The 12,654-nt window shown below is 73.6% G+C and carries 9 protein-coding genes; 2 read left to right on the forward strand and 7 right to left on the reverse strand.

The features are described 5' to 3' along the window. Positions 1–4 precede the first annotated feature (4 nt). From rnc to ACGLYG10_RS01380, 5 genes are all read right to left on the reverse strand, one after another. Positions 5–880, reverse strand: a complete 876-nt coding sequence (rnc, locus tag ACGLYG10_RS01360) for a ribonuclease III (RefSeq protein WP_083565287.1) — start codon at positions 878–880, stop codon at positions 5–7. Further along, positions 880–1,494 carry a YceD family protein gene (locus ACGLYG10_RS01365; protein WP_073327259.1) on the reverse strand — a complete coding sequence of 205 codons (615 nt, stop codon included), beginning with the start codon at positions 1,492–1,494 and terminating at the stop codon, positions 880–882. Before ACGLYG10_RS01365 ends, rnc begins: the two co-directional genes overlap by 1 nt. 181 nt (positions 1,495–1,675) lie before the next feature. Next, positions 1,676–2,263: an ATP synthase subunit B family protein gene (locus tag ACGLYG10_RS01370; protein WP_073327260.1), complete on the reverse strand. Its 588-nt coding sequence runs from the start codon at positions 2,261–2,263 to the stop codon at positions 1,676–1,678. Further along, a complete protein-coding gene (coaD, locus tag ACGLYG10_RS01375) occupies positions 2,260–2,847 on the reverse strand; it encodes a pantetheine-phosphate adenylyltransferase (RefSeq protein ID WP_073327262.1) in 588 nt (195 codons plus the stop codon). Before coaD ends, ACGLYG10_RS01370 begins: the two co-directional genes overlap by 4 nt. A gap of 90 nt (positions 2,848–2,937) precedes the next feature. Beyond that, the gene (locus ACGLYG10_RS01380; protein WP_170866425.1) at positions 2,938–6,411 is read right to left on the reverse strand and encodes a glycoside hydrolase family 2 TIM barrel-domain containing protein; all 3,474 of its coding nucleotides are present in this window, start codon (positions 6,409–6,411) and stop codon (positions 2,938–2,940) included. A 791-nt stretch (positions 6,412–7,202) separates the two neighbouring features. On the opposite strand from ACGLYG10_RS01380, the gene rsmD reads away from it, so the two are divergent. Next, positions 7,203–7,817, forward strand: coding sequence for a 16S rRNA (guanine(966)-N(2))-methyltransferase RsmD (gene rsmD / locus ACGLYG10_RS01385; RefSeq protein WP_073327263.1), 615 nt, complete (start codon positions 7,203–7,205; stop codon positions 7,815–7,817). Between the two features lie 70 nt (positions 7,818–7,887). Here rsmD and ACGLYG10_RS01390 read toward each other — a convergent pair whose 3' ends face one another. Then, positions 7,888–10,128 carry an ATP-dependent DNA helicase RecG gene (locus ACGLYG10_RS01390; RefSeq protein ID WP_073327805.1) on the reverse strand — a complete coding sequence of 747 codons (2,241 nt, stop codon included), beginning with the start codon at positions 10,126–10,128 and terminating at the stop codon, positions 7,888–7,890. Between the two features lie 66 nt (positions 10,129–10,194). Then, positions 10,195–12,066, reverse strand: coding sequence for a DAK2 domain-containing protein (locus tag ACGLYG10_RS01395; protein ID WP_073327265.1), 1,872 nt, complete (start codon positions 12,064–12,066; stop codon positions 10,195–10,197). Positions 12,067–12,365: 299 nt separating this feature from the next. On the opposite strand from ACGLYG10_RS01395, the gene rpmB reads away from it, so the two are divergent. Next, positions 12,366–12,557 carry a 50S ribosomal protein L28 gene (gene rpmB / locus ACGLYG10_RS01400; RefSeq protein ID WP_073327266.1) on the forward strand — a complete coding sequence of 64 codons (192 nt, stop codon included), beginning with the start codon at positions 12,366–12,368 and terminating at the stop codon, positions 12,555–12,557. The last annotated feature ends 97 nt before the right edge of the window (positions 12,558–12,654 follow it).

A 12,654-nucleotide genomic window follows, 5' to 3' on the forward strand; every position in this document is an offset into this window, starting at 1 on the left:
GGTTTCAGGCCCTCGTCGCGGCGTCGGCGGAACCGGTCGCCGCGGAGTCCGCGGTGTCCCCGGCGGCCTCCGCTCCGGGGACACCGGCGGCGGCGCCGAGGTCGGCGCGCAGGGCGTCGTTGACCCCGGGCAGGCTCAGTCCGCCGTCGCCGCGCTCGGCCAGGATGGCGGCGTAGGCGGCCTCGGCCGCGGCGTGTTCGGCGATCTTCTTGGAGGAGCCGGAGCCCTCCCCGTACACGCGGCCGTCCACGTGGGCGCGCGCGGAGAACACGCGCTGGTGGTCGGGGCCCGTGCCCTCCACCTCGTAGCCGGGGTTGCCCAGGCCGTGCACGGCGGTCAGCTCCTGCAGGCTGGTCTTCCAGTCCAGGCCCGCCCCGCGCATGGAGGCGTCGTTGAGGAACCGGGACACCAGGCGCTCCACCACCACGCGCACCGGTTCCAGGCCCGTGGTCAGGTAGGTGGCGCCGATGAGGGCCTCAACGGTGTCAGACAGGATGGAGTCCTTGTCGCGGCCGCCGTACAGCGACTCGCCGCGACCGAGTTTGATGAATTCGCCCAGCCCCAAGTCGCGGGCGACGGCGGCCAGGGCCGGCTCGGAGACGGTGGCGGCACGCATCTTGGCCAGCTGCCCCTCGGGCAGGTCCGGGTGGGTGCGGTACAGGTTCTCGGTGACGATGATGCCGAGCACCGAGTCCCCCAGGAACTCCAGGCGCTCATTGGTGGGCAGGCCGCCGTGCTCGTGCGCCCAGGAGCGGTGGGTCAGCGCCAGATCGAGCAGGTCGGCGTCGATGCGTTCGCCCCAGCGGAAGACGAGCGTGTCCACGTCCTCACGCGCCGCGGATACGGCACGCTTCTGCTTGTGCTTGCGCCGCGAGCTCATCAGCGCTGCGCCTCCTCGTCGTCGACGGCGGATCCGGCGGCCTCGGAGTCGGCCGCATCGGTGTCCGCGCCGTCGGGCAGCAGGCTCGCCAGAGCGGACCAGCGCGGGTCGAGCTGCTCGTGGTGGTGGTCGGCGGGCAGATCATCCAGGCGCTCGCCGCACTGCGGGCACAGCCCCGCGCAGTCCTCGCGGCACAGCGGCTGGAACGGCAGGGCGAGCACGAGGGCGTCGCGCAGGGCGGGCTCGAGGTCGAGGGTGGACTCGCCGAGGATGAACAGTTCGTCGGCCTCTTCATCGCCCTCGGCGGCCTGGGCGCGGGCGGCCTCGGGGGTGAAGTAGAGCTCGTCGAAGGAGATGGTGGTGTCATCCTCGAGGTCGCGCAGGCAGCGCACGCACTGGCCGGTCAGGTGGACGTCGGCGTGTCCGCGCACCAGGACGCCGTTGTCCAGACTGGTCAGCTCGGCGTCCAGCACCAGCGGGCTGCCCTCGCGGGCGCCGATCATTTCGGCGCCGAGGTCGGCGGGGGCGGGGATCTCCAGATGGATGTTCTTGATCGACCCGACCTGCTGGGGCAGGTCGATGATGTCGACGACGAGTCCGGCCGTGGGAGCCATGGCATTCCTCCTGGATGGTCTGAAGTCGCAGAGCCGCGCACTCGAAGCGGCGCAGCGCAGGCGAATCTACTCGCGGGCGGGCACTTCAGCCTAGCGGCGGCCCCGGCGACCGGCCCACCGGCCGCTATGAGAAGGGCCCACCACCCACTCATGGGGAGTGTACGGAGCTCAACCGTCGGCCCTACCGGCCGCCCTTGGACCAGTTGCGCGTGGCGGCCGGGTCCACGGACCAGCCGGCGAAGTGGCGGTTGGCCTCCTGCTGCTCCCGCTCCGCGGCCGCGGCATCGTTGGCAGCGGTCTCCAGACGGGCGGCCAGCGCGTCGCGGCCGGCCTGCACCTGCTCGGCGAGCTTGTCGATCTCGGCCTGCAGGGCGGCCAGGGAGCGGTCGGAGTAGTCGTCGGCCCCGTGGCGCAGCCGGGCGGCGCGCTCCTCGGCGGTGGAGATGATGGCGTCGGCGCGATCGTTGGCCATGCGCACGATGTTCTCCCCGGCGACGAGCCGCTCGGCCTCCTCCTGCGCATGGTTGAGGATGCGCCGGGACTCCTCCCGGCCCTGAGCGAGGACGGCGTCGGCGTCGGCGACGATCTCCTCGGCCCGGTGCACGGCGGTGGGGACGGCCTCGCGGGCGCGGTCGATCAGGTCGAGGGCCTCCTGACGGCCCACGATCGCGGAGGAGCTCATGGGCAGGGAACGGGCGGTGGAGACGAGTTCGTCCAGCTCATCGAGGATGCGTAGCAGGTCGTCTCCGGCGTCGGCGCGGGTGGTCACGGGTTCGTCCTTCGGTTCTGCGGGTAAGGGGTTGCGGTGCTGGGGTCGGCCGCCGGCGCGGTGGTCGCCGCGGGGACCGGGGCGCTCGCCGTGCCGGGTGCCGGGGTGGCGAAGACGCGGGCGAGCGCGGCCGCGACGCTCGCGGGCACGAGCGCGGAGACGTCCCCGCCGTGGCGGGCGACGTCCTTGACCAGCGAGGAGGATACGTGTGCGTGCGTGGGGGCGGCGGCCAGGAAGAAGGTCTCGGGGGCGCCCAACTCCCGGTTGAGCAGCGCCATGGGGACCTCGGCGTCAAAGTCGGTGCCGTTGCGCAGGCCCTTGACGATGGCGTCGGCGCCCCGCTGAGCGCAGAAGTCGGCGAGCAGACCGGGGACGACGGCGACCTCCGCCCCCGGGATGTGCGCCAGTGCGGCGCGGGCCAGCGCGACCCGCTCGTCAATGGTGAACAGGCGGGAGGAGTCCTTGGCGGCGTTGTGGGCGACGCCGAGGATGACGCGGTCGAACAGGGTGGCGGCGCGGCGCACGACGTCGACGTGCCCGAGGGTGATCGGGTCGAAGGTTCCGGGGTATACGGCGAGCGTCACGCTGTGAGGCTAGCGGAACGACCCCGGCGGGTGGGGACGCGCGCCGCGGCCGGGACGCCGCAGCGCTCGGCCGGCGACCGGGAACCGACATCAGGCGGGCTGCACGCCCAGCCAGGCCTCCACGACGACCGGCCGGGGTGCGGCGGCGGCCTCCGGGCGCACGTCCGGGCCGCAGGAGCGCGTGCCGATGCCGTGGTGCAGGGCGTCCAGGTGCAGCCACAGGCGGGTGTCCGGGCGCAGTTCCTCCACGTGCTCGGCGGCGGTGAGATTCTCCAGGCTCCATGGGCTCAGTGAGAAGGCCGCCGGGACCGCGGGCGGGATCACGACGCTCAGACGGCCGGCGTCGCCGTCGAGGTGCAGCCGGCGCAGGCCGGGGCGGGTACCGCCCTCCTGGGGCCGGACCGGCTGCTGCCACAGCGCGGGCACGTCGCCGGTGAAGACGCCGTGACGCATGGCCCCGGACAGGTCCGCGTAGGCGGGGGCGGGGCCGGTGCCGGCCCAGACCGCACGGGTCAACCCCGCGGGCAGTCCCAGCCGTACACCCAGCCGGGGCAGGACGGCGGGCAGGTCCCCGGTGGGGATGATCTCGGTGCGCAGCCGCAGTCCACCGGCTTCGGCGGTCAGCGTGGTGGTGGTCTCCAGCGCCCAGGCCATCTCCGGCGCGCCGCAGTGGGTGCGCACCACGACGGCATCACCCGTGACGGCGGTGGCCACATGGCGCTCGCTCATCAGGTGCAGGCGGGCCTCGCGCCAGCGGTCGGCCGCGGAGGGGCCGGGACGTCCGGCACCCGCACCGAGGTTGGCGCGGCTCGGGGGCACGTGCCAGTAGTCGATGGGCCCGTGCCCCTCGTCGTTGTCGGTGGGGGCACGCCAGATCGTGGTCAGCGGGCCGACGACGCCGATCCCGCCCAGGTCGACGATCCGGCCCCGCTCGTCCAGCCGGGCGGGACCCAGTTGGATGCCGCCGCGCACGCGCACCGGTGCCTCGCCGTGAGTGGCCGTTTCCCGGCCCGGGGCGCTCGCGGCCTCGGCGTGGCCGCCCGCAGGCGCATTCCCGAGTGCCGGCCCGGTCGGAGTGGGCATAACCCATGGGGCCGCAGCCGCCACCTCCCGGGTGGACATGACCCGGCGCCCGGAGGCGTCGGCGCAGGCGACCTGGGGCAGCAGCGGGGCGCCGTCGGCCGGGTTGATCTGGCGGGGGCCGGCGTCGGCCAGTCCGGGGATGAGCGGGTCCAGCACGGCGGTGAGCACGTGGACGGCGCGGCCGGCGGCGCGGGCGCGGGCGACGGCGTCGGCCAGTCCAGGCACGTCGAGCAGGCTCTCCTCCCCCGCGGCGAGCTCGGGCAGCGGGTACTCGCCGGAGTCGGCGGCACCCAGGCGCGTGATCCCAGGCGAGGTAGCGGCGCCAGCGGCTGCGGCGGGGTCGGTCCCGGCGGTGGCCGTATCGCCGTCGGCGGTGGAGGCTTCCAGAGTCACCTGCCAGGCGAGCGTGAGTCCGGCGGTGGTGCGCGTGTGGAAGCGGTTGCGCACCCGCACCGTGCCGTTGCCCCGGCAGGGGCTCGCGGCGTCGCCGACCCAGGTGGCCAGGACCGGGGCGACCGCGTTGGCCCAGGCGGTGGTGCCGGCGCTGGGGGTGGTGTCGGCGGAGACGAGCCCGTCGCACACGAAGTTGCCGTCGTGAACGCTCTCGCCGAAGTCGCCGCCGTAGCGCAGGGCGCCGGCCGCCTCGGGGCGGGGGTCGACCAGGGCATGGTCGCGCCACTCCCAGACGAATCCGCCCAGGTGGCGGGGATCGGGCTCGACCTGCGCGGTGTAGTCCTCGATGCCGCCGGGGCCGGTGCCCATGGCGTGCAGGTACTCGCACATGATGAACGGCAGGGTGCGCACATGCGCGTTCTGGGCGGGGGTGAGCCGGGCGGCGGCGTGCCCGGCCACCGCCACCGGCGTGCTGACGGGAGTGGTAGCGGCAGCGCCGTCGACGGCGGTGGCTTCCGCGCCGCGCCCGACGACGGCCTCGACCTCCTCCAGGGTCGGGTACATGCGTGAGTGGACGTCGGTGTAGGCGCCGGCGAAGTCGGCCTCATAGTGGATCAGGCGGCCGGGGTCGCGGTGCTTGATCCACTGGCTCATGGCGGCCAGGTTGCGGCCGGTGCCGGACTCGTTGCCCAGGGACCAGAAGAGGATCGCCGGGTGGTTCTTGTCGCGCTCGACCATGCGGCGGGCACGATCCACCAGGGCGTCGCGCCAGGCGGGGTCCTCGGTGGGGTTGCCCCGCCAGCCGTGGGCCTCGAAGCCGTGGGTCTCCAGGTCGCACTCGTCCATGACCCACAGGCCGATCTCGTCGGCCAGGTCCAACAGGCGCGGGTGGGGTGGGTAGTGGGAGGTGCGGATGGCATTGACGTTGTGGGCCTTCATGGCGGCCAGGTCGGCGCGGGCCCAGTCCGCGTCGAATACGCGGCCGCGGTGGGCGTTGACCTCGTGACGGTTGACGCCGGCGATGATCAGGCGGGTGCCGTTGACGCGCACCTGACCGTCGACGACCTCCAGGCGGCGGAAGCCGGTGCGCAGGCGCACGGTCTCCTCCCTGGCGGTGACCACGAGTTCGTACAAGCGCGGCACCTCGGCACTCCAGGGCTCGACCGCGGGCGCGGCCAGGCGGGCCGTGCCGGGGCCGGCCAGCTCGGCGCTCAGGCCCAGTTCGGGCAGTTCGACCCGCACTGGGAAGGCGGCGGCCGGCGCGTCCAGGTCGACCTCGAGGGCGCCCGCGCCGGTGGCGGGGTCGTAGTCGGTGCGGGCGAACACGTCGTCGATCCGGCCGGCGGGCCGCTGCAGCAGGGTGATGTCACGGAAGATGCCGGGCAGCCACCACTGGTCCTGGTCCTCCACGTAGGTGCCGGGCGACCACTGGGACACGCGCACGGCCACGGTGTTCTCCCCCACTCGCAGCAGGCCGGTCACGTCCAACTCGGAGGGCAGGCGCGAGCCCTGGGTGGTGCCGATCCAGGTGCCGTTGACCCACACGGAGGCGAAGGACTCCACCCCGTCCAGGCGCAGCACCTGGCGGGCGCCGGCCTGGTCCAGCGGCCAGTCGGTCGGGAGGGTGAAGGTGCGCACGTGGTCCGCGGTGGGGTTCTCGTCGGGCACGTACGGCGGGTCTACGGGGATCGGGTACTGGACGTTGGTGTACCAGGGCAGGCCGCGCCGGCCGTCGCCGGTGAGCACCCAGTGGGCGGGCAGGTCGATCTCGCCCCAGGGGCCGAGGGAGGCGTCGGCGGTGTCGAAGACCGGGGCAATGGGTTCGCCGCACTCATCAAGCCCTTCTGGGTGCGCCTGCGGATGCAGGCGGAAGGCCCAGGTGCCGTTCAGGCTCAGGCTGGGGGCGCTGGTGTTTTCGGGGGCGACCCAGGCGCGCGGTGGCAGGTGGCGCCCACGGCCGGGTCCGGGCGCGGTGGGGAGCAGCCACTCGTAGGAGGGTTCGCGCGTACTGCTTGACTGCCGACTCTGCGCGGGGTTGGGGCCGGGCAGTGGGCCGCGAGGCGCTCCATCCGGCCGTGAGTCCGACACAGCATCTGATTGCGCTCCTGACGCCCCGGCAGTGGTCGCTGACGTATTCGGCATGTGTGTGTCCCTCCCGACCTCGGCTGGCGGCCGCGGTGCCGCGCCGCCGGTCACTCGTTGCTCCCTGGCGTAGCGCCAAGCCTACTGGCAGCGTCATGCAGTGGCGTAGCTGCCCGCCGCCCCTCGTCGAGGCGGGCACCAGTAACGCTTCGAGGTCGGTCGTCACCATTCAGACAGGGCCGATTCGACGCATGTCCGGAATCGGCACAAACGCCGGAGTCGGCGCTCCGGCCCGACAGCACAACCGCGTGATTCCAACGACTGTCGGGACTTGTCTTGGCACGGCAGGTCTGTTGGTGCTGATTCTGGATGCGGAGTCCCGCAACCTCAACCACATCAGATCGACGGAGTACCGATGGCCGCCAAGCCGGCTTCTACGCACTAACGCACGGACTGGAATCAGAAGAGTACCTGCCACTGCTGGAGGCAACATGCCACGACGTCCTTCAGGCCACCTACCGGCCGCCAACGAGGTCCAGTGCGGCCGGGGCACCCACCACTCACCTGAGGCCGCCCAGCAGTCCAGTTCCTCGGCCCAGGAGTGGAAGACCGTGTTCGCCAGCCAAATTTCAGCGGAGAAGTGTCCATCGGTGACCACTTTGACCTTCACCCGCGTATTGTCCGAATCGACGTTGGCGTAGTTGCAAGGGTTTGAGGAAGTTTCTTCTAGATACTAACCACTCCTTTCCGCCAAAGTGGTCACCGATGGACATTCCTCGCCCCTGTAGGCTCGTCCCATGACCAGGATCGTGGCCGGGAGCGCCGGCGGGCGCCGGATCGACGTGCCCGCGGCCGGCACCCGCCCCACCTCCGAGCGGGTGCGTGAAGCCCTGTTCGGCCGGCTCGAGCACTACGGCGTCATCGCCGACGCGCGCGTGCTGGACCTGTGCGCGGGCTCGGGCGCACTCGGTCTGGAGGCGGCCAGCCGCGGCGCCACCGACGTGACCCTGGTGGACGCCTCCCGCCGCGCCACCCGCGTGTGCGATGCCAACATTCGCGCCCTCGGTCTGCGCGGGGTGCGCAGCGCCACCGCGAAGGTGGAAGCCTTCCTGGCCGGGCCGGCGGGTGCGCCCGTGGACCTGGTCATGCTCGATCCGCCCTACGACGTCGACGAGACCACACTGGCGGCCATGCTGGCCCCGCTCCCCCGCCGCCAAGACCCGTGGATGGCGCCGGGCGCGGTGGTCGTGGTCGAGCGCTCTTCGCGCTCCCCCGAGCCGTCCTGGCCCGCGGGCCTGCGCCGGTTCTCCACGCGCAAGTACGGGGAGACCACGCTCTGGTTCGCCGAGCCCGACGACGGCGCGCCCTCCAACGACGGCGCTGCGGCCGACGCAGAACCCGCCGCGCACTGAATCGGCCCTCCCGAGCCGTGGGCCTGGCGGATCCGGCCCGCCCGACCCGCATCGGTGCGCGCCCGACGCGTCATGACCGCTCCAGGTAGGCGCCGGCCTCCTCATCCAGACGGTCGGCGATGGCGGCGGCCAGGTCCCGGTGCTCGGCCAGGGTCGGGTCGGCGGCAATGACCGTCTCCGCCTGCTTCCGCGCCCGGGCGATGAGCGCGCCGTCACGGCTCACGCGCAGCAGATCCAGGTCGCTGCGCCGACCCGACTGGGCGGCGCCGAGCACATTGCCCTCGCTGCGCAGTTCCAGGTCGGCCTCCGCCAGTTTAAAGCCGTCGCTGATATCCCCGAAGGCCTTGAGCCGGTGGTAGGCGGGCGACCCGACCTCCACGCCGGTCACCGCCACGCACACCGACTCCCGCTCACCGCGCCCGACGCGTCCGCGCAGCTGATGCAGCTGGGACAGGCCGAAGCGGTCGGCGTCCAGGATCACCATCATGGAGGCGGACGGCACGTCCACGCCCACCTCCACCACGGTGGTGCACACCAGCACGGGGGTGCGCCCGGAGATGAAGTCCACCATGGCGGCGTCCTTCTCCGCGGCGCTCATCCGGCCGGTCAGGGTGCCGACCCCCACGCCCGCGAGCGCCGGCTCGGCGGCCAGCTGCTGCGCCCAGTCGACGACGGCGGCCGGCGGCCGGGTCGGGGCCGCCTCCTGGGGCAGTTCCCCGCCCTCGTCGAGGAGCGCGCCCGGCAGCTCCGGCTCCTCCTGATCGGCTCCGGCGGCGTCATCGGCGTCAATGCGCGGGCATACCACGTACACGCGTCCGCCGGCGGCCACCTCCTCGGCGGCGCGCTTCCAGATGCGCTCCACCCAGGGCTCGCGCGCCCAGGGCACCAGGCTGGTGGCGACCGGGCGGCGACCGCCGGGCAGCTCGTCGAGCACGGCCGTGTCCAGGTCCCCGAAGATGGTCATGGCAATGGTGCGCGGGATGGGGGTGGCGGTCATGACCAGCAGGTGTGGGGTGCGCTGGGCGCCGGTGGCCGGGTCGGTGACGCCACCGCGCTCGCGCAGAGCGTCGCGCTGGGCGACGCCGAAGCGGTGTTGCTCGTCCACCACGACCAGCCCGAGGAAGGGGATCTGCACGGTCTGGGACAGCAGGGCGTGGGTGCCCACCACGATGGTCGGCTCCCCGGCGGCCAGGTCGGCCAGCAGTTGGCGGCGCTGCGCGGGCGGGGTGGAGCCGGTCAGCAGCCGCACGCGGGTGGCGCGCTGGGCGCCGCCGAGCATGCCCGCGTGCGCGAGCGGACCCAGCAGGGCCTCCAGTGAGGCGCGGTGCTGGGCCGCCAGGATCTCGGTGGGCGCGAGCAGGGCGGCCTGTCCACCGGCATCGACCACCTGCAGCATGGCGCGCAGGGCGACCAGGGTCTTGCCGGAGCCGACGTCGCCTTGGAGCAGCAGCTGCATGGGGACGGTGGAGTTCAGCGCGTCGGCGATCTGGCCGCCCACGCGCACCTGCCCGGCGGTGAGGGGGTACGGCAGGGCGGCGTCCAGGTCCGCCAGGAGGGACTCCTCGCCGGGGATGGGCCAGGCGACGGCGGTGTGCTCGGCGGCGTGCTGGACACGCCGCTGCACCAGGGCGGCCTGCAGCACGAAGGCCTCCTCGTGACGCAGGCGACGGCGGGCCTCACGCCACTGGGTGGCGTCCTCGGGGGTGTGTACCCACCGGTAGGCGGTGTAGGCGTCCACCAGGTGCTCGGTGGTGCGCACCGGCTCTGGCAGCGGCTCGGGGACGTCCGCGGGGCCGATCTGGTCCAGGATGGTGCGCACGGCTCGCCCCACCAGCCAGGAGGGCAGGGACTCGGTGCCCGGATAAATGGGCATGGGGCGGGCCAGCAGCGCCTCGCGCTCGGCGTCGTCGAGTTCGTCGAGGACCTGGAAGCGGGTGCTGGCCAGCTGCAGGCGGCCGTGGCGCAGCCCGACCTTGCCGTACAGCAGCACGGTGGTGCCGGGGGCAAGCTGTTCGGCGTGGTGGTGCATCTGGCCGGGATTGCCGAACATCACCAGGCCCATGGTGGTCACCCCGTCGGTGACGGTCGCCTCCATCAGGGCCGGTGGCCGGCCGGAGCGGGTACGGCGGGCGGCGGCGCGCACCACCTGCGCCTGGATGGTGGCCTGCTCACGATCCTTGAGGGTGCGCAGGTCGGTCAGGTCCCCCCAGGTGTCGTAGCGGCGCGGGAACAGGCGTAGCAGCCCGCGTGGGGTGGTGATGCCCTGCTTGGCGAGCTGGGTGGCGGTCGTCTTGCCGATCAGCCGGTCCAGGGGCCGGTCGAGTAGGGGCACGGCTCCGCGCGGGCGGCGGGCACTACTGGGGGTGGTCATGGGGGCTCACCCGATGGCGAGCAGGACGTCGGGGGTCGGCTGGGCGCCCGCGTGAATGACGACCTCGATGGCGTCGGGGCTGTCGAGTTGCTGCTCGGCGTAGCGGGCGACGGTGGCGGCCGCGACGGCGCCGACGTCGGGCAGGGCGTCGCGGCCGAGGATGACGGTGACGAGTTCGTCGTCGGGGCGCAGCGCGGCGGTCAGGGCGGCGGCGACGGCGTCGGTTTCGGCGTCCGGGCCGGTCAGCGCGGTGGTGCGCACGGCCGCGGCGACACTGCCCGCCCGGGTGGCCAGCTCGCCGAGTTCGGCGTGCTCGCCCTGCCCGGCCACGGCGACGGCGGCCGCCAGGACGCCGGCCTCGTCATCGGTGTCGCATACGAGCAGGCGTACCCCCTCGGGGATGGTGCGCGCGGCCTCGCCGGTCCCGGCGCCGCGCACGGAGGAGACGGCGGAACGGGCGGCGAGGAAGCGGGCGGCCGCGTGGGCGCTGGCGGCGGCCTGTGGGTCACAGGGCAGGACGACGGCCTGGGCGGCGCCGAGGTCGCCGGCGGCGCGGACGATGCCGTCGCGTTCGGGGTCCAGCACCACGACGGCGCCGGTGCGGGCGAACTGCTCGATCAGGCCGGGAGCGCGGGTGCAGGCGATGACGCCGACGCGGCGGGGGGCGGAGTTCGCGGCGGCGTGCGAGCCGTTGCCGGCGGCCGCGGGGGCGGCCTGCGAGTCGTGCTGGGCGCGGCGGGCGGCGAGGCGTTCAAAGGAGACGACGCGGCCGTCGGCGGGGGCGGAGGTGGGCAGCGGCGGCTCGTCGGCCTCCCATGCGGGGGCGAGCGCGAGCGCCGTCGGGTGCAGATGGTGGATGCATACCTGGCGGGCGCGGCCGCTGCGGGGCAGGGCGGCGCGCGGGGTGTCGGTGTGGACGTGGACCTGGAACATGCCCACGCCGAGCGCGTCGGGGGTGCCGACCACACCCACGGAGTCGCCGATCGCCTCCAGATCGCGGCGCAGGGCGGCGGCCTGGGCGGCGGTGGCCTCCAGCAGGTACATGACCTCGAACTCACCGGTGGAGAAGGGGCCGGCGTTCTCGCGCGCGCCGGCGCCGTGGGTGGCGGCGGCGACCAGATCGTCGAGCATCTGCCGCGCGACGTCCGTGCAGGGCAGGGTGGACGGCATCGACGTGGCGGTCACGCTCGGGGAGGCGGGCAGTGCCCCCGGGGCGGCGTCTGCATGACCGGCGTCGATGGTGTCGGACAGGCTGGTGTACATGAGCATGAGGGCGGCCCCGCCGGCGTCGACGGCGCCATGGCCCAGCCCCGCGGTCTCCACCACGGACTCCTGGGCGCCGAAGGCGGCGGAGGCGGCGACGGTGGAGACACTCGGCGGTGCGGAGGCGGTGGATTCCTCGAAGGCGGTGCGCGCGCCGGTGGCGGCGTCCTGGGCGACGGTGAGCAGGGTGCCCGCAACCGGCCGGGAGACGGCGGCCCAGGTGGTGGTGGCGATCCGCTCGTAGGCGTGGACCAGTTCGACCGGCCGCAGCGCCGTGGGGTCGGGAGCCTCGGCGCACACGTCCGCCAGGGCGGCCAACACCTGGGAGATGAGCAGTCCGGAGTTGCCGCGGGCGCCGCGGACGGCCCCGTCGGCGGCGGCACGGGCGGTCTGGGCGAGGTCCGCGCCGGGAGGGAGGAGAGCCAGGGCGTCGCAGGCGGAGCGGACGGTAAGCAGGACGTTGGTGCCGGTGTCGGCGTCGGGGACCGGGAAGACGTTGAGGAAGTTGACCAGCTCGCGGGTGGACTCGGCGACCGCCCGGGCCGCATTCAGCCAGGCGTGCAGCAGCGGGGCGGTGATGACGGGGACGCCGGGGGCGTCTGTGCGATCTGCCACGCCGCTCCCTTCCTGTGCTCGTTGCCTGTGCTCACGCGATGCCGAATCGCGTCGGCGGGCCGCCCGCCGGGGCTGGCGCACCGGCGACTGCGAACTTAACCTCAGACTAGTGGTTTACGGGGTTTTGTGCTGTCGCGGACGGTGCGGCGTGTGCGCGAGCCCATACCCGCTCCACTTGGGGTGGCGGGCCGTTTCCGATAAGGTGCTGGGGTTGCCCGCGACCCGTGTCGCCGGGCGGTAGACCCGGCGCCGGGCAAAAGGCCCGCGCGCTTACACCAAGAAGATTCAGGAGTGGAACCGTGGCTGCTGTGTGCGACGTCTGCGGCAAGGGCCCCGTCTTCGGCAAGAGCGTCTCGCACTCCCATGTGCGGACCAGCCGCCGGTGGAACCCGAACATTCAGCGTGTACGTGCTCTCGTGAACGGCACCCCCAAGCGCCTCAACGTGTGCACGTCCTGCCTCAAGGCCGGCAAGGTGACGCGCAACATCTGAGCGCGTCACGCCCGCCTGCAGGGCACTCAAGGCCGCCGTCCCGCACCCGCGGACGGCGGCCTTTCTCTTTCCCCGCCCTCCCCTCGCCGAGACCAGT

The sequence above is a fragment of the Actinomyces glycerinitolerans genome (assembly GCF_900098745.1).
GTDB classification, from domain to species: domain Bacteria; phylum Actinomycetota; class Actinomycetes; order Actinomycetales; family Actinomycetaceae; genus Actinomyces; species Actinomyces glycerinitolerans.